At 65.6% G+C, this 22,827-nt stretch carries 21 protein-coding genes; 7 read left to right on the forward strand and 14 right to left on the reverse strand.

Features of this window, described 5'->3' with window-relative positions; translation table 11 throughout:
- Positions 1-3: 3 nt before the first annotated feature.
- The 5 genes from B5D38_RS00125 to B5D38_RS00145 form a co-directional block, all read right to left on the reverse strand.
- Entirely contained in the window at positions 4-1,440 is a 1,437-nt protein-coding gene (locus tag B5D38_RS00125; protein ID WP_078706363.1) for a LutB/LldF family L-lactate oxidation iron-sulfur protein, read from the reverse strand.
- 41 nt (positions 1,441-1,481) lie between these two features.
- On the reverse strand, positions 1,482-2,018 hold the full coding sequence (locus B5D38_RS00130; RefSeq protein ID WP_078706364.1) for an O-acetyl-ADP-ribose deacetylase: 537 nt from the start codon (positions 2,016-2,018) through the stop codon (positions 1,482-1,484).
- On the reverse strand, positions 2,015-2,815 hold the full coding sequence (locus tag B5D38_RS00135) for a (Fe-S)-binding protein (protein WP_207552859.1): 801 nt from the start codon (positions 2,813-2,815) through the stop codon (positions 2,015-2,017). The genes B5D38_RS00130 and B5D38_RS00135 overlap by 4 nt, the downstream gene beginning before the upstream one ends.
- 106 nt (positions 2,816-2,921) lie before the next feature.
- Positions 2,922-6,080 (reverse strand): efflux RND transporter permease subunit, encoded by a 3,159-nt coding sequence (locus tag B5D38_RS00140; protein ID WP_078706366.1) that lies wholly within the window; start codon positions 6,078-6,080, stop codon positions 2,922-2,924.
- The gene (locus tag B5D38_RS00145; protein ID WP_078706367.1) at positions 6,077-7,366 is read right to left on the reverse strand and encodes an efflux RND transporter periplasmic adaptor subunit; all 1,290 of its coding nucleotides are present in this window, start codon (positions 7,364-7,366) and stop codon (positions 6,077-6,079) included. The genes B5D38_RS00140 and B5D38_RS00145 overlap by 4 nt, the downstream gene beginning before the upstream one ends.
- A gap of 274 nt (positions 7,367-7,640) precedes the next feature.
- On the opposite strand from B5D38_RS00145, the gene B5D38_RS00150 reads away from it, so the two are divergent.
- The 3 genes from B5D38_RS00150 to B5D38_RS00160 are packed head-to-tail and all read left to right on the forward strand — an operon-like array spanning position 7,641 to position 9,543.
- Positions 7,641-8,321: an energy-coupling factor ABC transporter ATP-binding protein gene (locus tag B5D38_RS00150; protein WP_078706368.1), complete on the forward strand. Its 681-nt coding sequence runs from the start codon at positions 7,641-7,643 to the stop codon at positions 8,319-8,321.
- The gene (locus B5D38_RS00155) at positions 8,318-8,971 is read left to right on the forward strand and encodes an energy-coupling factor transporter transmembrane component T family protein (RefSeq protein ID WP_245318687.1); all 654 of its coding nucleotides are present in this window, start codon (positions 8,318-8,320) and stop codon (positions 8,969-8,971) included. Before B5D38_RS00150 ends, B5D38_RS00155 begins: the two co-directional genes overlap by 4 nt.
- Positions 8,968-9,543: a biotin transporter BioY gene (locus B5D38_RS00160; RefSeq protein ID WP_078706369.1), complete on the forward strand. Its 576-nt coding sequence runs from the start codon at positions 8,968-8,970 to the stop codon at positions 9,541-9,543. The genes B5D38_RS00155 and B5D38_RS00160 overlap by 4 nt, the downstream gene beginning before the upstream one ends.
- A gap of 15 nt (positions 9,544-9,558) precedes the next feature.
- Here the strand turns inward: B5D38_RS00160 and B5D38_RS00165 are convergent, their stop codons facing one another.
- Together B5D38_RS00165 and B5D38_RS00170 are read right to left on the reverse strand one after the other, a co-directional pair.
- Positions 9,559-9,903 (reverse strand): AzlD domain-containing protein, encoded by a 345-nt coding sequence (locus tag B5D38_RS00165; protein WP_078706370.1) that lies wholly within the window; start codon positions 9,901-9,903, stop codon positions 9,559-9,561.
- Positions 9,896-10,585 (reverse strand): AzlC family ABC transporter permease, encoded by a 690-nt coding sequence (locus B5D38_RS00170; protein WP_207552860.1) that lies wholly within the window; start codon positions 10,583-10,585, stop codon positions 9,896-9,898. Before B5D38_RS00170 ends, B5D38_RS00165 begins: the two co-directional genes overlap by 8 nt.
- A 218-nt stretch (positions 10,586-10,803) precedes the next feature.
- Between B5D38_RS00170 and B5D38_RS00175 the strand changes: the two genes are divergently transcribed.
- Positions 10,804-12,756 (forward strand): putative bifunctional diguanylate cyclase/phosphodiesterase, encoded by a 1,953-nt coding sequence (locus B5D38_RS00175; protein ID WP_078706371.1) that lies wholly within the window; start codon positions 10,804-10,806, stop codon positions 12,754-12,756.
- Positions 12,757-12,768: 12 nt separating this feature from the next.
- On the opposite strand, the gene purB is transcribed toward B5D38_RS00175, so the two are convergent.
- The 3 genes from purB to B5D38_RS00190 form a co-directional block, all read right to left on the reverse strand.
- Positions 12,769-14,079, reverse strand: coding sequence for an adenylosuccinate lyase (gene purB / locus B5D38_RS00180; protein WP_078706372.1), 1,311 nt, complete (start codon positions 14,077-14,079; stop codon positions 12,769-12,771).
- An 81-nt stretch (positions 14,080-14,160) separates the two neighbouring features.
- Positions 14,161-15,168, reverse strand: a complete 1,008-nt coding sequence (locus B5D38_RS00185; protein ID WP_078706373.1) for a P1 family peptidase — start codon at positions 15,166-15,168, stop codon at positions 14,161-14,163.
- Positions 15,169-15,171: 3 nt separating this feature from the next.
- The gene (locus B5D38_RS00190; RefSeq protein ID WP_078706374.1) at positions 15,172-16,251 is read right to left on the reverse strand and encodes a branched-chain amino acid ABC transporter substrate-binding protein; all 1,080 of its coding nucleotides are present in this window, start codon (positions 16,249-16,251) and stop codon (positions 15,172-15,174) included.
- A gap of 161 nt (positions 16,252-16,412) precedes the next feature.
- Between B5D38_RS00190 and B5D38_RS00195 the strand changes: the two genes are divergently transcribed.
- The 3 genes from B5D38_RS00195 to rpsU all read left to right on the forward strand — a co-directional run bounded on the left by B5D38_RS00195 (position 16,413) and on the right by rpsU (position 18,494).
- Positions 16,413-17,615: an ABC transporter substrate-binding protein gene (locus B5D38_RS00195; protein ID WP_207552861.1), complete on the forward strand. Its 1,203-nt coding sequence runs from the start codon at positions 16,413-16,415 to the stop codon at positions 17,613-17,615.
- Positions 17,616-17,884: 269 nt separating this feature from the next.
- On the forward strand, positions 17,885-18,097 hold the full coding sequence (locus B5D38_RS00200; RefSeq protein WP_078706376.1) for a cold-shock protein: 213 nt from the start codon (positions 17,885-17,887) through the stop codon (positions 18,095-18,097).
- 163 nt (positions 18,098-18,260) lie between these two features.
- Positions 18,261-18,494, forward strand: a complete 234-nt coding sequence (rpsU, locus tag B5D38_RS00205; RefSeq protein ID WP_078706377.1) for a 30S ribosomal protein S21 — start codon at positions 18,261-18,263, stop codon at positions 18,492-18,494.
- 440 nt (positions 18,495-18,934) lie between these two features.
- Here the strand turns inward: rpsU and B5D38_RS00210 are convergent, their stop codons facing one another.
- From B5D38_RS00210 to B5D38_RS00225, 4 genes are read right to left on the reverse strand one after another with little or no spacing between them, the layout of a single operon-like run.
- Positions 18,935-20,236, reverse strand: a complete 1,302-nt coding sequence (locus tag B5D38_RS00210) for a branched-chain amino acid ABC transporter permease (RefSeq protein ID WP_078706378.1) — start codon at positions 20,234-20,236, stop codon at positions 18,935-18,937.
- A gap of 2 nt (positions 20,237-20,238) precedes the next feature.
- Positions 20,239-21,231, reverse strand: coding sequence for a branched-chain amino acid ABC transporter permease (locus tag B5D38_RS00215; RefSeq protein WP_078706379.1), 993 nt, complete (start codon positions 21,229-21,231; stop codon positions 20,239-20,241).
- Positions 21,232-21,282: 51 nt separating this feature from the next.
- Positions 21,283-21,987: an ABC transporter ATP-binding protein gene (locus tag B5D38_RS00220; RefSeq protein WP_078706380.1), complete on the reverse strand. Its 705-nt coding sequence runs from the start codon at positions 21,985-21,987 to the stop codon at positions 21,283-21,285.
- Positions 21,984-22,790, reverse strand: coding sequence for an ABC transporter ATP-binding protein (locus B5D38_RS00225; protein WP_078706381.1), 807 nt, complete (start codon positions 22,788-22,790; stop codon positions 21,984-21,986). Before B5D38_RS00225 ends, B5D38_RS00220 begins: the two co-directional genes overlap by 4 nt.
- Positions 22,791-22,827: the final 37 nt, after the last annotated feature.

Here is a 22,827-nt window from a genome sequence, read left to right on the forward strand (position 1 = left end):
GGATTATGCCTTCGCCTTGCCTGCGGCGCTTCGGCGCTCGGCCCATTGCTGCATGAAGGTTTTGCCCTCCGGCGCGGGCAGGTCGCGTCCCTTCGTCCAGCCGCCCGCGAGGGGCAGGGACGAGAACCGCTGTTTCTTCCCGGCCATGCGGGAGAGCAGGGGAGCAACCAGCGACGTTCCCCAGCGGTAGAGCGCGGGCCGGCGCGCCGCGAAGGCCCACAAGCCGAGCCCCCAGCGCATCGGCGCCGGCTGGAGATGGCGCTCGAACTCGCGTTCGCGCCAATGCCGCATCAGCTTTGGCAGCGGGATGCGCACCGGGCACACCTCCTCGCACCGCCCGCAGAAGGTGGAGGCGTTGGGAAGATGCGCGGCATCCTCGACGCCGATGAGCGAGGGCGTCAGAACCGCCCCGATCGGACCGGGATAAACCCATCCATAGGCGTGGCCGCCGATCGTCTGATAGACGGGGCAGTGGTTCATGCATGCGCCGCAGCGGATGCAGCGCAGCGCCTCCTCGAATTCGGTGCCGAGCATGGCCGAGCGCCCGTTGTCGAGAAGGACGACGTGGAATTCCTCCGGCCCGTCGAGATCCTCGGCGCGTTTCGGCCCGGTGACGACGGTGGTGTAGACCGACATGTCCTGGCCGGTCGCCGAGCGCGCGAGAACGCGTAGGAGCTGCGAGGCGTCCTCCAGCGTCGGCACGATCTTCTCGATCGAGGCGATGACGACGTGGCACTTGCCGAGAAGCTGGGTGAGGTCGGCGTTGCCCTCGTTCGTGACGATCACCGCCGAGCCGGTTTCTGCGACCAGGAAGTTCGCCCCCGTTATCCCCATGTCCGCTTCGCCATAGCGCCGGCGCAGAACCTGCCGTGCCTCGGCCAGGAGCGAGCGGGGATCGCTCAAATCGCGTTGCGGATCGAGATCGGCATGGGCGCGGCGGAAATCCGCCTCGACCTGATCGCGGTTGACGTGGATCGCCGGGGCGATGATGTGGCTCGGATGCTCATGCCGGAGCTGGATGATGTATTCGCCAAGGTCGGTCTCGACCGGCTGGATGCCGTTCTGTTCAAGGAAATCGTTGAGCTCGATCTCCTCCGAGATCATCGACTTGGACTTGGTGACGGACTTGGCGCCACGCTTCCGCGCCAAGTCGAGGACGATCGCGCGGGCCGCCTCGGCGTCGGCCGCCCAGTGAACGGTGCCTCCGGCCGCCTCGACCTTTTCGGCGAAGGCTTCGAGATAAAGGTCGAGATGCTTCAGCGCGTGGTTCTTGATCTCCACCGCCTTGTCGCGCAGCGCCTCGAATTCCGGCAGGGCGTCGGCCGCCGCGCGGCGCTTGTCGATGAAGCCGAGCGGCACCTTGGCGAGCGCGCGCTGAAGCGGCGCGTCGGCCAGCGCCCGCGCCGAGTTTTCCTTGAAGGACGGTGAGGTCAGGTGCATGGCGGATCAGAGGCGATGCTTATCGAGGCTGAGGGCGGACTTCATCGTTCGGCGGCCCGCGTCAGGGCCTCGCCGTAGATGGCCGCGTCGCTCTCGGAAAAGCAGCACAGGATGATCCTGGAAAAGTCGCCGCTCTCCGCCGCCGCGAGTGCCGCCGCAGCGGCGATGGCCGCGGCCCGGTCCTTCGGAAAGCGATAGACGCCGGTGGAGATAGCGGGAAAGGCGATGGAGTGAACGTCGTTCTCCCGCGCCCTGGCGAAGGAATTGCGGTAGGCGCTTTCCAGCAGCGCCTCTTCTCCGTGCTTGCCGCCGTGCCAGACCGGCCCCACCGCATGGATCACATGGGCTGCAGGCAGGTCGTAACCCTGGGTAATCTTGGCGTCGCCCGTCGGGCAGCCGTGGAGCGTCTGGCATTCGGCCCGAAGGCCCGGTCCCGCGGCGCGGTGGATGGCGCCATCGACGCCGCCTCCGCCAAGAAGGCTCTCATTGGCGGCGTTGACGATGGCGTCCACCGCCAGCGTCGTGATGTCGCCCGTCATCACCTCGATCGTCGTGTCGTGCCAGGAGAGCGTCGTCATGACTTTCCTCCGATGGGGGGTGTGTCGACCATGCCGGCCAGTACCTCAGCAACATGGCGCACTTCGATGTCGACGCCATCCCGTTTGAGCTTGCCGTCGATGTTCATCAGGCAGCCGAGATCGCCCGAAAGAAGCATGCGCGCGCCCGTTGCCTTCGCATTTGCCGCCTTCTTGGCCACCATTGCGTTGGAGATATCCGGATATTTGACGCAGAACGTTCCGCCAAAGCCGCAGCACACTTCGGTCTCCGGCATCTCGGTGAGCGTCACGCCCTCGACGGAGGAGAGCAGCCTGCGCGGAGCCGCCCTGATGCCGAGGCCTCGCAGGCTGGAACAGGAATCGTGATAGGTCACGTTCGCCTCGACCCGCGCCTCCAGATGGGTGACGCGGCAGATGTCGGCGAGAAAGCTCGTCAGCTCGAAGACCTTGGCCGAGAACGTTACAGCGCGCGCTGCGTAGGCCGGATCGTCCTCGAGCAGGGAGGGGTAATCGTTGCGCATGGTCGCGGCGCAGGAGCCGGAAGGCGCAACGACGTAATCGTAATTTTCAAAGACGTCGATGACCTGGCGCGCAAGCGCGGCGGCGTCAGATCGGTCGCCGGAGTTGAGGGCCGGCTGGCCGCAGCAGGTCTGCGCCTCGGGCACCTCGACGACGCAGCCCGCATCCTCCAGCAGCTTCACCGTGGCAAAACCGACGCTGGGGCGGAAGAGATCGACGAGGCAGGTAACGAAGAGGCCGACGCGAAGTCGCGCCGTCATCCGCTCTCGATCCCCTGCCTCAGGTCCATCGATCGCCATCGTGCCATTCCCTGTCGTATTGCCTGTTCGCCCCGTCGTGTCAGAGAATCGCCAGGGCGTCCAGGCAAAACATGGGTGACGCCGAGGTCAACGCGCGTTCGCCCGTCTATTCGGCCGGCGAGGGATGGGCGTCCGAGCTTTCCGTCCTTGCCTTGTCACGGCGAGTGATGCGGGAAATGACGAGGAAGAGAAGCGGCACGAAGAAGACGCCGAGCAGGGTCGCCGCGATCATGCCGCCCGCGACGCCGATGCCGATGGCGTTCTGCGCGGCCGAGCCGGCGCCGCGCGCCACCGCCAGCGGCAAGACGCCGAGAATGAAGGCGAGGGAGGTCATGACGATCGGGCGAAGGCGCAGGCGGGCTGCCTGAAGAACGGCCTCCACGGCGCTCTTGCCTTCCTCCTGAATCGCCTTGGCGAACTCGACGATGAGGATCGCGTTCTTCGCGGTGAGGCCGATGGTCGTCAGCAATCCGACCTTGAAGTAGACGTCGTTGGACTGACCGAAGAGATAGGCGCCGAGAAGGGCGCCGAACACGCCCACCGGAACGGCAAGGATCACCGAGAACGGGATCGACCAGCTCTCGTAGAGCGCCGCAAGGCAGAGGAAGACCACGAGCAGGGAGATGGCGTAAAGCATGGTCGCCTGCGATCCCGCCAGCTTCTCCTGATAGGAAAGCCCGACCCAGGAAACCGAGTAGCCGCCGTCCATCTGCGAGACGAGCTCGGCCATCCTGTCCATCGCCTCGCCCGAGCTGGTGCCGGGGCCGGCGGCGCCGCTCATGGAGATGGCCGGCGTGCCGTTGAAGCGGGCGAGGGATGGCGATGCCTCGACCCAGGACGAGCTGGCGAAGGCGGACAGCGGCACCATCTCGCCGCCGGAATTGCGGATCGACCAGCGCTCGATGTCGCTCGGCTGCATTCGGAAAGGCGCGTCGGCCTGGACATAGACCGGCTTGATGTCGCCCTGGTAGACGAAATCGTTGACGTCCCGCCCGGAGAAGGCGATCGAGATCAGGTTGTTGATGTCGCTGATGGACACGCCCAACGCCCCGGCCTTCTCCTGGTCGATGTTGACCTTGAGCTGGCCCTCCAGCGTCTTCGTGTTGCCGCGCACGTTCTGGATCATCGGGTCGGCGTTGGCCGTCTCGGCCAGCGTGTTGCCCGCCGCCGTGAGGGCGTTGCGGCCCTGGTTGCCGGTATCCTCGAGATACATGGAAAAGCCGTTGGACTGCCCGAGACCCTGGACCGAGGGCGGCTGCAAGGCGAAGATCTGCGCGTCGCGGATCTTGTTGAAATGGGCCTGGGCGCGTGCGGCGACGGCCGCGGCGGAAAGGCGCGGATCGGTGCGCTGCGAAAAATCCTTGAGGCGGATGAAGCCCATCGCGGCATTCTCGCCCGAGCCGCCGAAAGAGAAGCCGAGGTTCATGAAGACGCTCTGGACGGCATCCTTCTCCTCGTTGAGGTAATAGTCCTCGACCTGCTTGATCACAGCTTCCGTGCGCGTCGCGTTGGCCCCGGCGGGTAGCGAGATCTGCGTCATCAGCACGCCCTGGTCCTCCTGCGGCAGGAACGAGGAGGGCAGTTGAGTGAAGGTCCAGTAGGCGGCGCCGATCAGCGCGGCGAAGAGGACGAGTATCCTGAGGGGCCGCTTCAAAATGCCGGCGACCGTAAAGACGTAGCCGTTGGTGACACGCGCGAAGCCGCGATCGAACCAGCCGAACAGGCGGGCGATGAAGCCGTGCGAGGGCTTCAGCATGAGCGCGCAGAGCGCCGGTGTCAGGATGATGGCGACAAGCACCGAAAGCAGCATCGCGCTCGCCACAGTTACCGAGAACTGGCGGTAGATCACGCCGACGGAACCGGAGAAAAAAGCCATCGGGATGAAGACGGCGGTGAGCACCAGGGCGATGCCGACCAGCGCGCCGGTGATCTCGCCCATGGATTTCTCCGTCGCCTCCCGGGCGGAAAGCCCTTCCTCCGTCATGATGCGCTCGACGTTCTCGACGACGACGATGGCGTCGTCCACCAGGAGGCCGATGGCCAGGACCATGGCGAACATGGTCAGCATGTTGATGGAAAAGCCGAGCGCCGCGAGAACGCCGAACGTGCCCATCAGGACCACGGGAACCGCGATCATCGGGATCAGCGTCGCCCTGATGTTCTGGAGAAAGAGCAGGAGCACGAAGAAGACGAGGACGATGGCCTCGATCAATGTCTCCACCACCTTCTCGATGGAGAGCTCGACGAACGGCGTCGTTTCGTAGGAATAGGCGATCTCCACGCCCTCCGGCAGGCTGCTGGAGAGCCTGTCGAGTTCGGCGTGGACGCCCTCGGCGGTGTCGACGGCGTTGGCCCCGCTGGCGAGCTGCACGCCGAAACCGGCGGCGGGCATTCCGTTGAAGGTCGATTTCTGTCCGTATCTTTCGAGCCCGACCTCGACGCGGGCAACGTCCTCCAGGCGCACGACCGAGCCGTCCGCCGTCGTCTTCAGGATAATTCGGCGGAACTCGTCGGGGGTCGACATCTGGGTCTGGGCGATGATGCTCGCCTTGAGCTGCTGACCCTGGATAACGGGCGAGGCGCCGATGGAGCCCGCCGCCACCTGGACGTTCTGGACCGAAATGGCGGAGGTCACGTCGCTCGGCGTCAGCTGGTATTTGCGCATCGCCGAAGGGTCGAGCCAGATGCGCATGGCGAAGCCGCCGCCGAAGGCCTGCACCGATCCGACGCCGTTCACACGCTCGATGCGGTCCTCGATCTGACTCGTCATGATGTCGGAAAGCTGGGCCGAGGTGTAGCGGCCGTCGCGCGAGATGATGTTTCCGACCATCAGGATGCCGGACGGCGAGCGCGAGACGGTGACGCCGGCATCCTGGACGATGTCGGGCAGCTGCGACTGGACGCGCGACACCTTGTTCTGCACCTCGACCTGGGCAAGTTCCGGGTCGGTGCCGTTGGCGAAGGTCAGCGAGATCGAGGCCGAGCCGGTGGACGACGAGGACTCCATGTAGAGCAGCCCTTCGAGACCGGTCATCGCGCTCTCGATCTTCGTCGTCACGGAGTTCTCGACCGCCTCGGCCGTGGCGCCATTATACGTAGCGTTGACGCGCACGGTCACCGGCGCGATGTCGGGATACTGAGAGATGGCGAGGGTGTAGATGCCCATCACGCCCGAGAGCATCGTCGCGATGGCGAGGACGATGGCGAAGACGGGCCGGCTGATGAAGAAGCTCGCGAGAGCGTTGCGGCGAGGCGCGAGACTCATTTCGCCGCCCCTTCGCCGTTCCCGTCATTCGCGGGCTTGGCGGAAGCCGGCGCTTTTGGGGCGCCGTCCGTCTTGTTCGGCGCCGCTGTGAGGTCTTGGGCGACGACGCCGTCCTCGTCCACGCTCGCCTCAAGCGCCTTCACGGCGCTGCCGTCGGAGAATTTCTGGAATCCGTCGAGAATCAGCTGGTCGCCCGCCGCCACGCCTGCGGTGACGATCCAGTCGTTGTTCGTTGAGCCCGCCGTCGTCAGGATGCGCTTTTCCGCCTTGCCGTCGGCCGAGACGACATAGGCTGTCGCCTCGCCCGAGGCGTCGCGGCTGACCGCGCGCTGGGGCACGAGCAGGGCGTTCTTCATGGTACCGACTTCCACCGTGGCTCGGACGAACATGCCCGGCAGAAGAAGCCGGTGCGGATTGGCGAAGACGGCGCGAAGGGAAAACGTGCCGGTGCTTTCGCTGACCACCGGTTCAGCCAGAGAAAGGCGGCCCTCGACGTGGTACTGCTGACCATTCTCCAGCGTCAGGTGGACCTTGGTCTGCTCAAACGTGGGGCGGCCGATCTCGCCTGCATGGATCTGGCCGCGCAGGCGCAGAAGGTTCACGCTGGTCTCGACGAGATCGACATAGATCGGATCGATTTGTCGAATGGTCGCCATCGCGGCTGACTGATTGGCGGTGACCAGAGAGCCGACACTGACGACCGATGTGCCGATGATGCCGTCGATCGGCGCCTTGATGGTGGTGTTGTCGAGGTTGATTTGCGCGGCCTGGAGTTCCGCCTTTGCCGCTTCTTCCGACGCTTGCGCCTGAAGCAGGGTGGAACGGGCGTCGTCCAAGGCCGAGGCGCTGGCGGCCTTGCTCTGGACCAGGGTTTGGACGCGATCGAACGTTGATTGAGCCGCCGCCGTACTGGCGCCTGCCTTGCTGACGGCGGCCTTGGCGGCGCTGAGCGCCGCCTGGAAGGCTCGATCGTCGAGCTGATAGAGAACGTCGCCTTCGTGGACCGGCCGACCCTCCTCGAAAACGATCTTCCTGACGATGCCGTCGACCTGGGGTCGGATCTCGGCGGTCGCCTTGGCCGCGACGCGGCCCGCTAGCTCGGTGGTGCGCGGCACGTCCTGGGTCTTTAGCGTCTCCACCGCCACCTCGACCGGTCCGCGCGCTCCGCCGCCCCTCGCTCCGCCGGCTCCGGCGGAGGAAGAGGCGCCGCTGTCCTGCTGCGAGCAGGCGGCGAGCATGGCCGTAAGGATGAGCAGGGTGCCCAGGCGGACAGGCCGCTTTGTCATGAAGGAGATTTCCCGAGGTCGGTGGATCGATCGGCTCGCGCCGCTGCCCGTTTGGGCGATATCACCAGAAACGTTTCGTTGCTTCGATATGGCTGCTCGGCCCAGGTGGTCAATCCACGGCGGAGCATTGCTGGGGCGCGGCAACCATTCCTTACCCGCGGCAATGTTCTGAAACATATGACGGTCGCGGGGGCACCGCTCGCTTGCGATGCCCGCTGTCAGGTCCTAGGAGCGGGGCGTCCGCCGGCGATGGCCTGGAAGGGGGAGTGGCTTCATGACGACCATTAAGCTCCGCTCGGTGCATCATCGGTTTGGCGAGCACGAGGTCTTGCGGGGCATTGATCTGACTCTGACGGAGCGGCGCATCGGCGTCGTCGGTGCCAATGGGTCGGGAAAAAGCACCTTCGCTCGCCTGCTCAACGGCCTCGTCGTTCCGAGCGAAGGCGAGGTGCGGATCGACGGGCTAGACACCGCGCGCGAGGCGAGGGCGGTGCGCGCCAAGGTCGGCTTCGTGTTTCAGAATCCCGACAATCAGATCGTCATGCCTATGGTGGAGGAGGATGTGGCCTTCGGTCTCAAGGGGCTGGGGCTTTCGCGCGGTGAGCGCGACCGCCTGGTGGAAAGGGTGCTCGATCACTACGGTCTCGCGAGGCTGCGCTCTCACGCGTCCCACACCCTGTCGGGCGGCGAGAAGCAGCTTCTCGCCCTGGCCGGTGTGCTGGTCAGCGAGCCGCAATGCGTCGTTTTCGACGAGCCGACGACGCTCCTCGACCTCAGGAATGCGCGCAAGGTGAAGGAGATCATCCGCACGCTGGACCAGATGACGATCGTGGTCACTCATGATCTCGCTCTGCTCGACGCGTTCGACCGGGTCCTGGTGATCGACGAGGGAAAGGTGATCGCCGACGATCAGCCGGGGCCGGCGCTCGCGGCTTATGTGGAGCGCATGATTTGACGAAGCCCGACGCGCGCGGCTCCTCGGCCATTCATCGCATGCCCGCCGGCATCAAGCTTCTTGCCTTGGCCGTGGCCGGCAGCGCTGTCGTTCTGGTCGGCGATTGGCGCGTGATGCTGGCTTGCCTCGCTCTTGCCCTTCTCCTCTATCCCGCCGCCGGGCTGACTTTCCGCGATGCCGCGCGCCAGCTCCGCCCCCTCCTTTGGATGCTGGTGATCCTCTTCGCGGCCCAGGCCTGGTTCGAGTCCTTCGCACTGGCGGCGCTCGTCGTTCTGCGGATCGCGGCGTTGGTGGCTCTCGCCGCGCTTGTGACGCTGACGACGCCGATGGCGGCGATGATCGCCGTCGTCGAGCGCGTGGTTTCGCCGTTCCGCCGCCTCGGCGTCGATCCCGAGAAGGTCGGACTCGCCTTCGCACTCGCTTTGCGCTTCATTCCCGTGATAGCCGCTCAGGCGGGCGAGATTCGAGAGGCGCAACGAGCGCGCGGGCTCGATCGGAATCTGGTCGCCCTGGCGCTGCCGCTGATCGTGCGCACGCTGAGGACCGCCGATGCGGTTGCCGATGCCGTCGAGGCGCGCAGCTTCGATGCGGATGCCGCTGGAGAGCGCGTGGCCCGCCTGAAAATGAAAGTCGACAGGAGTTCCGAATGAGCGAAGCCCGAACCTCGACCCGCGACGTTGTCTTCATCGCGCTCTTTGCCGCGCTGACTGCGGCGCTGGCGCTCTTTCCCCCACTCCAGGTGCCGCTGCTGGGTGTGCCCGTGACCGCGCAGTCCATGGGGCCGATGCTCGCGGGCGCCATTCTCGGCGCCCGGCGCGGCGCGCTCTCGATGTTGCTGGTGGTGGCGTTGGTCGCGATAGGCCTGCCCATTCTATCCGGCGGGCGCGGCGGGCTCGGCGTTTTCTTCGGTCCCACCGTCGGCTTCCTCGTCGGCTGGCTTCCCGCCGCCTATGTCACGGGGTTGCTTCACGAAAAGGGCTGGCGCTCGCTCTCGCTCGTCTCCTCCTTCGCCTATTGCGCCATCGGCGGCATTCTCGTTCTCTATGCCGTCGGCATCCCGTTGATGATCCTCAACACCGGTCTGGCGCCCGCGAAGGCGTTCGCAGCGACCGGCGTCTTTGTGCCCGGCGACCTCATCAAGGCGGCAATCACGGCGGTGGTCGCCGTGGCGGTCAAGCGGAGCTATCCGCTGATCGATCGGCCGCGGGCTCGCATCGGCTGATCGCCGGGGTAGGGCTCAGACCAGTCCCGCCAGCAGGATCAGCGCCAATCCCGCCGCCGTTGGCAGTATGGTGCCGCCGCGCCATGCGGCGAGGGCGAAAGCGACGATGACCGCGAGGAGGGCGACGGCCGGCCCCGCCGCCGGAACGCCGGTCAGAAGCGTCTGGCCGGTACGCAGCGCTGATGTTGCGATGATGCCACCGAGAACGCCCGTGCCGGCGCGGTCGAAGAAGCGGCGGATCCCCTCGCTTGCCAAGGCATCGCCGAGAACCAGCGGAACCAGGCGGAGCGCGATCGTCGCGATCCCGCCACCGAGAACTACCGCCCAGAGCTGCCAGTCGGGCAGCGCGCCGTCAGTCATCGCTCCGGCCTCCTCGATGCTCGACCATGGCGTGGATCGCCGCCGCCGCCAGGGGCATCACGAGGAGAGAGACGCTGCCGATGACCGAATAGGCCGGCGGGATCAGCAAGGCGCCCGCCAGGGCGTGGATCATCAGGCCGCGATAAATCCAGAGCCGGGCAAGCAGCGTTGCGAAATAGACCGGAATGATCGCTCCGAGAACCGCGCCGATGGCGGATGGCACCGACGCGGCGAGCTGCTGGCCGGCGATGGCGCCAAGCGTTGCGGCCGTTGCGCAGAACAGGCAGACGAGAGAGGCGTAAAGGGCGGGACGCCGCGGCGCGTTGCCCATCAGCCGCGACAGGATCACCGCAAAAGAGCTCGCCGAAATGAGGCCGATCGCCGAGACATTGCTCCAGCCGCGCCCCGCCGGCAACCTGCCGAGGATCGACGCCGACATGACGATGAACCGCAGGTTGACGACGATCATCGTGACGATCGCGGCCACCCAGAAGCCGCCGTCCGCGAGAATCTGCATGGCCGCTGCCTGAGCGGGGGAGGCGACCGACAGCAGCGTCATGATCGCGGTCTGGGGGGCGTCGAGTCCGGCCTGAGCACTGATCTGCCCAACGCCCATAAAACTTGCGAAGACGGTGATAATGACGAGGCCGATATCGCCAAAGACAAGACGCAACATTTTCATTGACGGGTTCCGAACATGCGGCGACAGCGGTCTGAAGTGGCGCCTTCGGGCACCCGACCGGATTATCGGTGTTTTCGCCACGTCTTCAATGTCGTGCCGTCGCATCAATCCCGTCCAGCGGGAATTTTAACGAAAGGCGCGCTTTAAACGGGCGTTTTAATGTCTCGTTATCGGGGGGCTCCTATCCTCGTCGGCAAAATGAAACGATAAGCTGACAAATGGAACAAGAGGAAGCGACCGAGACAGCGGCAGAGACGGACGAGGAGATTGTGCTCAGGTCCCTTTTCGGGGACCCGATCTGGTTCGCGCTCGGCTTGTCTTGCGTGATGGCCGCCGCGATCCTCTCCGGCATCGAAGCTCGTACGCGCTCTGTCTGGTGGGCCGTCGCCGCGCTTCTCTTCGTCACGATGCTGCGTCTTGCCTGTATGGCGACGTTTCAGCGACGCAGGAGGCTCGGGATCGGCCACGCCGCGCGCCGCTGGATCCGCATCTATACGGTGTCCAGCACGACCCAGGTTTTCGCCATGAGCTGCTGGACGCTCGTCGTCTTCTGGTCATCCAGAAGTCCGGTCGCCGAGCTTCTCTCCTTCGGCGTCTGCGTCGGCTATCTCATTGGTATCCAGGGGCGCAACTTCGCCAATACTACAGTTGTTCGCATCCAGTTGGCCGTCGCGGCCCCGCCGATCATCCTGGCGCTGGTGCTGAAGGAGGAGCTGGCCTACGGAGCGCTCTGCTTCTTCTTCTCGTTCCTGGTCGCGTCGATCCTGAGGACGTCGGCGAAGATGAACGCGATGTTCTTCTCGACACTGGCGGCGGTGCGCAAATCCAGGATGTTGGCCGAAACCGATCCCATGACCGGTCTGCCAAATCGCTCCGCCATGAGTGACATCGTGGCGAGGTCCATCGCGTCCGGGGGCGAGCCGTTCGCTCTCCACTTCATCGATATCGATCGCTTCAAGCACATCAACGATTCGCTCGGCCATGCGGCCGGAGACAGGCTGCTAAGTGAGGTGGGCGCCCGCCTGGTGGCCGAGTTCAAGGACGAGGCCGTTATCTCGCGCTTTGCCGGTGACGAGTTTTTGATCCTCCAGAGGTTCGCCGCCTCCGCTGCCGGAGCGAATGCTTTCGCTCAGCGGGTTCTCAAGGCGCTTGCGCAACCGGTCCATCTCCATGGCCTCTCGGTGGTCGTTGACTGCTGCGTCGGAACGGCGCTGTTTCCGCGTGACGCGGCAGACGCCGCCAGCCTGACGCAACGGGCCGACACCGCGCTCCTCCATGCCAAAAGGGACGGACCGGGGCAGCACCGGATGTTCTCCACTCAGATGGCGACCATGGAGGCGGAACGGCTGGCCATCGAAACCGATCTTCGCACCGCCCTGGAACGGGGTGACGTGACCCTGGCTTTCCAGCCAATTTTCGACCCGTGTGGAGAGCGTGTCCTGGCGTGTGAGGCTCTGGCCCGGTGGAACGATCCTCAGCGCGGCGCGATCTCCCCGGCGAAGTTTCTCCCGGTGGCGGAGGAGGCGGGGCTCATGAACCTTGTCACCGACTACACCTTCGCGCTGGCCTGCCGCACCGCTGCCGACTGGCCGGACGATGTGATCCTCGCCGTCAATCTTTCTCCGGGCCAGCTTCTGCGCGCCGATCTCGTCCAGATGATCGAGCGGGTCTGCGCGGCGGCGAACTTCCCGCTGACCCGCCTCGAGATCGAGATCACCGAGGATACGCTGGTACCCTACGAGGGCCGTTCTTTGGAAAGCCTCCGCCGCCTGAAGGAACAGGGCATCCGCCTCTCTCTCGACGACTTCGGCACGGGCTATTCCAATCTTGGCCGGATCGTCGATCTGCCCATCGACAAGGTCAAGATCGACCGCAGCTTCGTCAGTGCCATCGAAAGCGATGCCCGCGCCCGCGCCCTTCTGGACGGCGCTATCCGCTTCATCGCGTCTTTGGGACTCGACATCGTGGTCGAAGGAGTGGAGACGCTCGGCCAGCTCTCCTACCTCCAGAAGCAGCCGAACGTCTGGGCGATCCAGGGGTTCATCTTCGGTTATCCCCTGCCGGCCGAGGGCATCGCCGAGCTGCTCGACCGCGTCGATGCTTACGCACGTCCCGAGGGTGGCTCCGCCTTCCTTTTTGGCGGCGCAGTCGCCTCTCCTCAGGGCAGCTAAGCCGGCAAAGCGTTAGGCCGACCGGCCGAAGACGCGCTTGAAGATCGTGTCGACGTGCTTGGTGTGGTAGCCGAGGTCGAACTTCTCGCGGATCTCGTCCTCGCCGAGCGCCGCGGTCACGTCCTTGTCGGCGAGCAGTTCCTCAAGGAAATCCTTGCCTTCCTGCCAAACCTTCATGGCGTTGCGCTGTACCAGGCGATAGGCATCCTCGCGGCTGACGCCGGCCTGCGTCAGCGCCAGCAGCACGCGCTGGGAGTGGACGAGTCCTTTGAACTTGTCGAGATTGGCCTGCATGTGCTCGGGATAGACGACGAGCTTGTCGACGACGCTCGTCAGCCGCGCCAGCGCGAAATCGAGCGTTGCCGTCGCATCCGGGCCGATGTAGCGCTCGACGGATGAATGGGAGATGTCCCGCTCGTGCCAGAGGGCGACGTTCTCCATGGCCGGCAGCGCGTACGAGCGCACCATGCGCGCGAGGCCTGTCAGGTTCTCTGTGAGCACCGGGTTGCGCTTGTGGGGCATGGCCGAGGAGCCCTTCTGGCCCGGCGAGAAATACTCCTCCGCCTCCAGAACCTCGGTGCGCTGGAGATGGCGCACCTCGATCGCCAGGCGCTCGATGGACGAGGCGATGACGCCGAGCGTGGCGAAGAACATGGCATGGCGGTCGCGCGGTATGACCTGCGTCGACACCGGCTCGGGCGCGAGGTCCATCGCCTTGGCGACATGTTCTTCCACCGCCGGCTCGATGTTGGCGAAGGTGCCGACGGCCCCCGAGATGGCGCAGGTGGCGATCTCTTCCCGTGCGGCGACGAGACGCTGGCGCGAGCGCTGGAACTCGGCGTGGAAGCCGGCGAGCTTGACGCCGAATGTCGTCGGCTCGGCATGGATGCCGTGGGACCGGCCGATGGTCACGGTGTCCTTATGCTCGAAGGCGCGGCGCTCCAGCGCCTGGAGCAGCGCGTCGAGATCGGCGAGCAGGATGTCCGCCGCCTTGGTCAACTGCACGTTGAAGCAGGTGTCGAGCACGTCCGACGACGTCATGCCCTGGTGAACAAAGCGCGCGTCCGGCCCGACGATCTCGGAAAGATGGGTCAGAAAGGCGATGACGTCGTGCTTCGTCTCGCGTTCGATCTCATCGATCCGCGCGATGTCGAAGGTGGCGTTGCCGCCCTTCTCCCAGATCGTGCGCGCCGCCTCCTTCGGGATCACGCCAAGCTCGGCCAGGGCGTCGCAGGCGTGGGCCTCGATCTCGAACCAGATGCGAAACTTCGTCTCCGGCGACCAGACGGCGGTCATCTCGGGGCGGGAATAGCGGGGGATCATGGCGCTTCCTGGGATCGTGCGACGAGGGCGTGTCGTCGATGTAGCAAAGCGCGCGCGGCACCTCAACGAATGTGAGGGCCGTCAGCGAAGATCCTTCCACGCCGGCAACCGGTCGCCTGGGCGGGCCTCGGCGGCAAACACACCGCGTGCGATGGCCCGCGCCATGGCCGCGCTCGCGGCCGCTGCCAGCTCGATCCGCTGAGGTCCGTCGGCTCTTTGCCCGCTCCCTCCGGTCGCAAGCGAAAAGACCAAGTCGCCATCCATGTCGGTGTGGGCCGGCCAGAGCGCGCGGGCAAACCCGTCATGGGCAGCCACCGCGAGGCGGCGCGCGCCCGCCTTGTCGAGGATGGCATCCGTGGCGATTACGGCGATGGTGGTGTTGCCGCCGGGCGCGGCGGAGAACTTGGTGCGCGGCATTGAGGCGTCGCCGGGCAGGGGGTGCGGCAGCCCCAGACCGCCATATTCGGCGTCCGCCTCGAAGGGCGCCGCCCAGAAATGGCGCGTGTCGCCGACGAGCGGCGATCCCACCGCATTGACGGCGACGAGCGCCGCGACCGTGACGCCCGATTCAAGCGTGAACGACGCCGAGCCGAGGCCGCCCTTGACCTTGGCGGTCAAGGCGCCGGTGCCGGCTCCGACGCTGCCGATCGCGAAATCCACACCGGCCCGCTCGGCCGCCATGGCACCGAGTTTGCGATAGGGCGGGAAGCGACCCCAACTCTTGTCGCCACCGTTCAGAAGATCGAAGAGGATCGCCGCCGGCACGATCGGCACCGCGACGTCGCCGACCTTGAAGCCGCGCCCCGCCTCGCGCAGCACGGCCTGGACGCCGGAGGCCGCGTCGAGACCGAAGGCCGATCCTCCGGAAAGTACGAGAGCGTCGATCCGCTCCACCGTGTTCTCGGGCGCTAGAAGGTCCGTTTCGCGTGTGCCCGGCGCGCCGCCGAGTACCATTACGGAAGCCACCGCGGGTTCGTCGCAGAGGACGGCCGTGACGCCGCTTTTCAACCGCTCATCCTCGGCGTTGCCGACGCGAAGGCCCGCGACGTCCGTCAGAAGGTTGCGATGGCCGATTCGCCAGGCCGCCATCGCTCAGTTCTCCTCTTCCAGGACGAAGCGTGACCCGTCCCAGCGATAGATGCGGGTTAGATCGAGGTCACTGTCGCCGTTGGCGGAGAAACGAACCGTGCCGAGGCTTGTCGAGAAGGCGGTGCCGTTCAGGGCTTGCTCAATAGATTCTCCGGTTTCCGCCACCTGCGCGGCGATCTCGACCGCCGCATAGGACAGGCCAAAATGGCCTTCCGCCTCGACGCTGTCGGGCGCGGCCAGATCAGGAAACCCGATCTGGGGGCCAATGGCGGTGACGCCGGTCGGCAGCGGCGCATCGACGCTCGGCTCGTCGAAAAGCGATTCGCCGCCGACGATGGTCAGATCGAGACCGAGGGACGAGGCGTCGCGCGCGATGATCGCGACATCCGGCCGATCGCCCGCGATGAGGAAGTTGGTAACGCCCGTACGTTGAAGGCGCCGTACGAGACCGAACTGCTTTTCCTCGGCCGGGCGGAACGTGTCGATGGTCGCCGGCTTCATGCCCATCGTTTCCAGACGAAGGCGCACCGCGTCGGAAAGGCCACGGTGATAGATCGTGCCGTCATCGACGAGGCCAAAGGGCGTGTCGCGCCAGCGCTTGGACAGAACGTCGGCAAGCGCCTCGGCCTGCCGGTCTGCGCGGGGCGCCAGCCGCCAGACGAGGTGGCCGGTCTTCTCTCTCTTGTCCGTGATCCCGTTTGCCCGCACTCCGACATCGAGCGTCGGGATGGCCGCTTCCTCGAGCACCGGCAGGGCGGCCTCGATCGATTCGGTGCACAGAAATCCGATCACCGCGACAACCTTTTGGGAGGCCAGTGCCTGTGCGGCATTTCGTCCCCCTTCGGCCGAACATTCCGTGTCAGCGGAGGTGATCGTGATGCTGTCGCCGCCGTCGGAGAGGCGGCTGGCCGCGGCCTTGGCGCCGTCCAGAACCTGCTCTCCCAGCACGGCGGACGGGCCGGAAAGGGGTGCGGCGACCCCAACCGTGACGGATGCGGCCATGGCGGGTGCTGTCGGCGCAGCGGCCGCAAGGATAATGCCGAGCGCGGCCAGGGCGGGGAGGGGAAGGCGAGGGTGGGCCATGGCAGCGTTCTAACCCGCCTCGCCAAGGAATATAAGTGCGCACAAGGGCGAGGTCGTCGCCGCCGCGTGCCTGGTTCGCTTGACCCACCGGGGGCGCCTCGGCAAAGTTGCCCGATCCATAAAGAGCAGGTTGCCTGCCGGACCAACAGGGAAGATCCGTGATGCCTATGAGACTGAAGACCGCGTGTTTGGCCGCGTGCGCGGCAAGCGCCTTGCTGGCGGGGAGCGCCAGTGCAGAAGAGCTGAAGCTCGGCTTCATCGGCGGCATCACCGGACCGATCGAGAGCATGGCGCCGGCCATCCGCGCCGGCTCGCAGCTTGCCGTCGACCAGGTCAATCAGGCGGGCGGCATGATGGACGGCGCCAAGGTTTCGCTCGACGTCGGCGACACCGGCTGCATCGACGCGGCGAAGGCCTCGAGCGTGGCCGATCGTGTCATCAATTCGGATGGCGTTGCCGCGATCGTCGGTGCACTCTGCTCCGGCGCCACCATCGCCGCGGCCAACAGCTCGGCAATTCCCGCCGGCGTCGTCATGGTTTCGCCGGCCTCGACCTCTCCGGCCGTCACCTCGCTGGACGACAAGGATCTCGTCTTCCGCACCGCCGCCTCCGACGCCTATCAGGGCGAGGTGCTGGCGCGCGTCGTCAAGAAGAACGGCATCGAAGAGATCGCCGTGACCTACGTGAACAACGACTACGGCAAGGGCTTTGCCGAGGCGTTCAAGGCGGCCTTCGAGGCCGAGGGCGGCAAGGTCGTGGCGTCCGAGGCTCATGAGGACGGCAAGGCCGACTATCGCGCCGAGCTCGGCTCGCTCGCCTCGACCGGAGCGACGACGCTCGCGGTTCTCGCCTATGTCGACGGTTCGGGCGGGCGCATCGTCCAGCAGGCGCTGGAAGCGGGCGACTTCGACACCATCGTCGGCGGCGACGGCATGGTTGGCCCCGGCTCCGCCGCCGTGCCAGAGGGTGGCGTCAAGCTGATCCTGACTCATCCGGGCAGCACCGACACGCCGGGCACGCCCATCTTCGCCGAGGCGGCAAAGGCGGCCGGCTTCGACCCCGGCGCCGTCTACGCCGCCACCAGCTACGATGCCGCCTTCTCCGTCATGCTGGCGCTTGAAAAGACCGGCGGCAAGCGCGAGGGGCTTTCGGCTGCCTTGCGGGAAGTGACGAGCGCACCCGGAGAGACGATTCTTCCCGGCGAATGGGAGAAGGCGAAGAAGCTCATCGATGCCGGAACCGACATCAACTATGAGGGCGCCTCCGGCTCTCTGGAATTCGATGCCAATGGCGACGTTCCGGGTTCCTACAACGAGATCACCTACAAGGACGGCAAGATCGAGGTGATCGGCCCGGCCAAGTAAGCCGTTCCCCAAACCTGACAGGTCTTGAGCCCCGACCATTCGGCCGGGGCTCGTCTCGCTTTATTGTCTCCAATCCACGCTCTTTGGTGGAGATGATGAGCACTGCGGTTGCATTCGCGCGCAGAACAGACCATATGGAGGGGATCGACCGACGCCCGGATTTGGGCTTTGTGCAGCTCGTTCTGCCTTGTTCTAATCTCTAGCTGAAACTCGATGCCGGCGCCCCGTCACTTCGCGGGGCGTTTCTAACTATCCTTGAGAGGCTCTTCATGACCACTGGAACCGTGAAATGGTTCAATTCTCAGAAAGGCTTCGGCTTCATCGCGCCTGATGACGGCGGTGCCGACGCCTTCGTTCATATCAGCGCTGTCGAACGCGCCGGACTGACCGAGCTGCGCGACGGCCAGCGGGTTTCCTACGAGCTTGTGGCGGACCGCCGCTCGGGCAAGCAGGCAGCTGACAAGCTCGCACTCGTCTCCTGACGAGTGGCGGCAATCGCCGCCTGAGGGTTTTCAAGCCGGCGAGGCGGGCACCAGACGCTCGCTTCGCAACCGAAGTGGATGCGGGCGCATTCCCGCTGAAAACGCGGTTCCCCGTATCAATCAGTGAAGGTCGCTCCACGACGAGCGCCAGTGAGGAGATCAATTGCAGGTCCTCGTAAGAGACAACAACGTTGACCAGGCGCTTCGCGTCCTGAAGAAGAAATTGCAGCGCGAAGGCGTGTTTCGCGAAATGAAGGCGCGTCGCGCCTATGAGAAGCCCTCCGAGCGGCGTACCCGCGAGAAGCAGGAGGCTGTCCGCCGCGCGCGCAAGCTGGCGCGCAAGCAGGCGCAGCGTGAGGGGCTCCTTCCCAGGCCCAAGCGGGCCAACAGCCGCTAAGGCAATCGCATTGGGCCTCGGGCGGGAAAACGGGCGAAGGTCTGTTTTTCCGATTGCCGAGACGTTTCAAGCGAAGGCTCGCGTCGATGCGGCGCCAATTGTGGCGCCCCGCGAGCTTGGCCGGCTGGCTGTGGTGCCAGCCAGTCAAACCCCCGATCAGCCGTGATGCTGGTCGTCTCCGAGCAGATCTGAACCAAAGCGGTTCTGGCGTCGAGCGATGCTCCGCCCTGCTGCCTCAAGTCATCTCAGTGGAATACCGGATCGGCGGAAAAGGCTGCGAAAGCGGCGAGCCAGCCGGCCTTCGTGCGGACCGTGGGGCGCGTTCCTTGCCGGGCGCTTTCTGCCCGCTCCTCGCCGAGCGAGAAAGTGCAGGTGCGCGACGACCGACTCTTCTCGATGCGCGATTCCTCATCGATAAATAGCGGATCGCTTCGGGCGCGTCAGCGCCCCCTGCCGCTCACCCGCCGCTCGGGGAGCACACCAGACGGCGCATAGCGCAGAACCAGCGCGATGGTGAGGCCGATGACGAAGACGCGCATCTGTAAAGCGCGCGCGTCGAGATCGACAGGCGGCTGCCAGCCGAACAGGCTTTGCCCCCAGTCCCTGGCAAGATGGAAAAGGCCGAGCGCCGCCGGTTCGGACATCGCCCAGACGATATAGACGAACACCGCGCCGAAGATCGCGCCGCGATTGTTCCCCGCGCCGCCGAGAATGACCATCACCCAGATCAGGAACGAGTGGTTGAGGTCGATGAACCCGGACGGGTCGAAGATCGAGGTGAAGTGGACCAGGATGGCGCCGCCGATGCCCACAAGCACGCAGCCGACGATGAAGATCTCCAGCCGGCGTCCGGTGACGTCCTTGCCCATGGAGGCCGCCGCCTGCTCATTGTCCCGGATGGCGCGCATCATGCGCCCCCACGGCGCGCGGTAGGCGCGCTCCATCAGCAGATAGACGAGGAGCAGGATGATCGCGGTGATCGAAAGATAGAGGCCTCTGGCCCAGAGGAATCCGATGTCGCTCGCTCCCGGCACCGGCCAGGGCAGGGGCGAGACGGTCAGCGTGCCGCGCGTCAGCCAGTCGGCGTTCTTGAGGAATGTCTTGATGATCTGCGCGATGCCGAGCGTGGCGATCGCGAGATAGTCGCCCGGCAGACCGAGGCAGATGCGCCCGACGAACCAGGCGATGATGCCCGCCACCAATCCGGCAGCGGCCCAGCCAGCGAAGACCGGCAGGCCGAGCCCGCCGATGAAGCCGGCGTCACGCTCGATGGCGACCGTCGCCGGGTCGAACACGCCCACCACCCAGAGATAGGCGATGGCACCCGCGACCACGGTCAGCGCCTGTGAAAGTCCGCGCGGCAGGCCGATCCGCCAGCTCTGCGAAATGAGCCAGACGACGACCACCGCCAGAGCCAGCGCCAAAAGGGCGTGGCCGAGAAGTCCGGCTCCCTCGGAAGCCCAGAAGGCATCGTTCACCGGATAGGTGACGAACATCGAGGCGAAGGCGCCCGCCGCGATGAAGCCCATAAGTCCGACATTGAAGAGCCCGGCGTAGCCCCACTGCACGTTGAGGCCGATGGCGATGATGGCATAGGCTGCCGCCTCGACCATCATGCGGGTGCCGTAGGCGGATCCCTGCGCGATGAAGACGACGAGGATGAGCGCGGCGAGGGTGGCGAAGACCAGAAGATCGCGGCGCGGCGAGGTTGCCGGCGCTTCCAGGGGGCGGGAGGCGGCCATCGTCAGAAAACCCTTCCCTTGAAGATGCCCGTGGGCCGGTAGATCAGCACCACCACCAGGATGAAGAACGGCACGACGAGCCGGTATTCCGTCGGAACGAAGGAGAGATTGGCGGGAATCTCCCAGGAGGCCGGCAGAATCGGCTGCAGCGGGCGCAGCAAAACGGAGAAGTTGAAGACGGCGAGGGTCTCGGAGAGGCCGACCAGATAGCCTCCCGCCACCGCGCCATAGGGTTGGCCGATACCGCCCAGAATCGTGGCGGCGAAGATCGGCAGCAGAATGTTGTAGGCGAGGTCAGGCTTCAGCGTGACGTCCATGGCCAGCATGGTGCCGGCGAGCGCCGCTAGGCTGCCGCCGATGATCCAGGTCGCCTTGGTCACGGTCTTCAGCGAGATGCCGGTGACGCGCGCGAGGTCGGGATTGTCCGAAACGGCGCGCATGGCCTTGCCGAGACGGGATCGCGTGAGGAAGAGATGGAGCGCCACCACCGAGGCGATGGTGAGGGCGATGAGGATCACTTGCGGCTGCGTGATGACGATATCCCGGAAACCGGTCGGAATGCGGTAGATCGCCTTCGGCGCATTGAGATACATATCGCGCGCCCCCGTTCCGCCGATGAGGCGGATCAGCCCCTGGAGCATCAGGGTGACGCCGATGGAGGCCATGACCAGCACCACCGGCCGCGCGCCGCGCGCCCGCAGCGGCTCATAGAAGACGCGGTCGATGCCGATGGCGAACACGGCGGTCGCCGCCATCACGACCGGCAGGAGAAGGATCGCCAGGGGAAGCGGCGCGGAGAAGCCGAACGCCGTCAGCAGCGCGGCCAGCGCATAGGCGAAGAAGGCGCCGGCGGTCATCACGTCGCCATGGGCGAAATGGGCGAAGCGCAGAATGCCGAAGATCAGGGTGACACCGACGGCGCCCAGCGCGTAGATCGAGCCGATGACGAGGCCGCCGACCAGGCCCTTGTTGACGAAGAAGATAAGTTCGTTCAACGCTTTGACTCTGATCTTTTCGGGTTTCGGTTCAGGATGCTCATGGGGGGCTCAACCGCCGAGAAAGCTCTTGGCGACTTCCGGATCGGCGAGCAGCGCGCTGCCGCTGTCGGTGAAGCGGTTGCGCCCCTGCGCCAGCACAAATCCCTTGTGGGCGATGGCGAGCGCCTGACGGGCGTTCTGCTCGACCATGGCCACGGTGACGCCGGTGGCGTTGATGGCGAGGATCCGATCGAAGATTTCGCTCATGAACAGAGGGGAAAGGCCCGCCGTTGGCTCGTCGAGCAGGATCAGGCGCGGCTCGATCATCAGCGCCCGCCCGACCGCCACCATCTGGCGCTGGCCGCCCGAGAGCTCGCCTGCCGGCTGGTTGCGCTTGGCCTTGAGCGGCGGAAAGATGTCGTAGACCCGATCCAGCAGCGCCGAATAGTCGTCCCGGCGCACATAGGCGCCCATCTCGAGATTCTCATGCACCGTCAGCGTGCGGAAAACGTTGTTCTCCTGCGGGACGAAGGCGATGCCGCGACGGCTGAGATTTTCCGGGGCGAGATTGGTGATGTCCTCGCCGTCGAAGATGACCGTGCCCTGGGAAATCTTCACCAGGCCGAACATCGCCTTCAGCATGGTCGATTTGCCGGCGCCGTTCGGCCCGACGATGACGCCGATCTCGCCGGCGTTGAGCTCAAGATCGACGCCGTTCAGAATGCTGGCGCCGCCATAGCCCGCCTCGACCTGGGAAAGGCTGATCAGGCTCATGCATGCGCTCCCGCGCCGTTGGTGGTGGCGTCGCCGGTGGGCGAGCCGCCGAAATAGGCCTCGATGACGGCGGGGTCGGCCTTGATCTCTGCCAGCGTTCCTTTGGTCATGACGCGCCCTGCAGCCATGACGATCACCGGGTCGCAAAGGCGCCCGATCAGGTCCATGTCGTGCTCGATGACGAAGAAGGTGTAGCCGCGTTCCTGGTTCAGACGCTCGATATCGGAGGCGAGGTCCTTCAGGAGCGTTCGGTTGACGCCGGCCGCGATCTCGTCGAGCAGAACGACCGATGGGTCGGCCATCATGGTGCGGCCGAGCTCCAGAAGCTTCTTTTGCCCGCCTGACAGCACTCCCGCCGGTTCGTTGCGCAGATGCCAGATCTTGAGGAACTGCGCCACGTCCTCCGCCTTGTCGCGGATCGCCGCTTCCTCTTGGCGCACGCGCCCGCCGCGAACCCAGGTGGAGAGGAGGGATTCCCCCGTCTGGCGGGCCGGCACCATCATCAGGTTCTCGAGAACCGTCAGATGGGTGAATTCGTGCGCGATCTGGAAGGTGCGCGCCAATCCGCGATGGAACAGTTGGTGAGGCCGCAGCCCGGTGACGTCCTGGCCGTCGAGATCGATCCGTCCCGACGTCGGCGCAAGATTGCCGGCGATCATGTTGAACAGCGTCGATTTACCGGCTCCGTTCGGGCCGATCAGACCGGTGATCGAACCCTTCTCCACCGACAGGGAGCAGTTGTCGACGGCAATGAAGCCACCGAACCGGCATGTGACATTGCTGACTTGGATGACCGGAGCCATGGCGGCCTGATTGACGACGGGACAAAAGGCAGAACAA

It is taken from the genome of Consotaella salsifontis (assembly GCF_900167365.1).
In the GTDB taxonomy this organism is placed as follows: Bacteria; Pseudomonadota; Alphaproteobacteria; order Rhizobiales; family Rhizobiaceae; genus Consotaella; species Consotaella salsifontis.

Excerpts from the sequence above, each read along its gene's own strand:
- B5D38_RS00125 (WP_078706363.1), bottom strand. The coding sequence starts at position 1,440 with ATGCACCTGACCTCACCGTCCTTCAAGGAAAACTCGGCGCGGGCGCTG.
- B5D38_RS00130 (WP_078706364.1), bottom strand. The coding sequence starts at position 2,018 with ATGACGACGCTCTCCTGGCACGACACGACGATCGAGGTGATGACGGGC.
- B5D38_RS00135 (WP_207552859.1), bottom strand. The coding sequence starts at position 2,815 with ATGGCGATCGATGGACCTGAGGCAGGGGATCGAGAGCGGATGACGGCG.
- B5D38_RS00140 (WP_078706366.1), bottom strand. The coding sequence starts at position 6,080 with ATGAGTCTCGCGCCTCGCCGCAACGCTCTCGCGAGCTTCTTCATCAGC.
- B5D38_RS00145 (WP_078706367.1), bottom strand. The coding sequence starts at position 7,366 with ATGACAAAGCGGCCTGTCCGCCTGGGCACCCTGCTCATCCTTACGGCC.
- B5D38_RS00150 (WP_078706368.1), top strand. The coding sequence starts at position 7,641 with ATGACGACCATTAAGCTCCGCTCGGTGCATCATCGGTTTGGCGAGCAC.
- B5D38_RS00160 (WP_078706369.1), top strand. The coding sequence starts at position 8,968 with ATGAGCGAAGCCCGAACCTCGACCCGCGACGTTGTCTTCATCGCGCTC.
- B5D38_RS00165 (WP_078706370.1), bottom strand. The coding sequence starts at position 9,903 with ATGACTGACGGCGCGCTGCCCGACTGGCAGCTCTGGGCGGTAGTTCTC.
- B5D38_RS00170 (WP_207552860.1), bottom strand. The coding sequence starts at position 10,585 with ATGAAAATGTTGCGTCTTGTCTTTGGCGATATCGGCCTCGTCATTATC.
- B5D38_RS00175 (WP_078706371.1), top strand. The coding sequence starts at position 10,804 with ATGGAACAAGAGGAAGCGACCGAGACAGCGGCAGAGACGGACGAGGAG.
- purB (WP_078706372.1), bottom strand. The coding sequence starts at position 14,079 with ATGATCCCCCGCTATTCCCGCCCCGAGATGACCGCCGTCTGGTCGCCG.
- B5D38_RS00185 (WP_078706373.1), bottom strand. The coding sequence starts at position 15,168 with ATGGCGGCCTGGCGAATCGGCCATCGCAACCTTCTGACGGACGTCGCG.
- B5D38_RS00190 (WP_078706374.1), bottom strand. The coding sequence starts at position 16,251 with ATGGCCCACCCTCGCCTTCCCCTCCCCGCCCTGGCCGCGCTCGGCATT.
- B5D38_RS00195 (WP_207552861.1), top strand. The coding sequence starts at position 16,413 with ATGCCTATGAGACTGAAGACCGCGTGTTTGGCCGCGTGCGCGGCAAGC.
- B5D38_RS00200 (WP_078706376.1), top strand. The coding sequence starts at position 17,885 with ATGACCACTGGAACCGTGAAATGGTTCAATTCTCAGAAAGGCTTCGGC.
- B5D38_RS00210 (WP_078706378.1), bottom strand. The coding sequence starts at position 20,236 with ATGGCCGCCTCCCGCCCCCTGGAAGCGCCGGCAACCTCGCCGCGCCGC.
- B5D38_RS00220 (WP_078706380.1), bottom strand. The coding sequence starts at position 21,987 with ATGAGCCTGATCAGCCTTTCCCAGGTCGAGGCGGGCTATGGCGGCGCC.
- B5D38_RS00225 (WP_078706381.1), bottom strand. The coding sequence starts at position 22,790 with ATGGCTCCGGTCATCCAAGTCAGCAATGTCACATGCCGGTTCGGTGGC.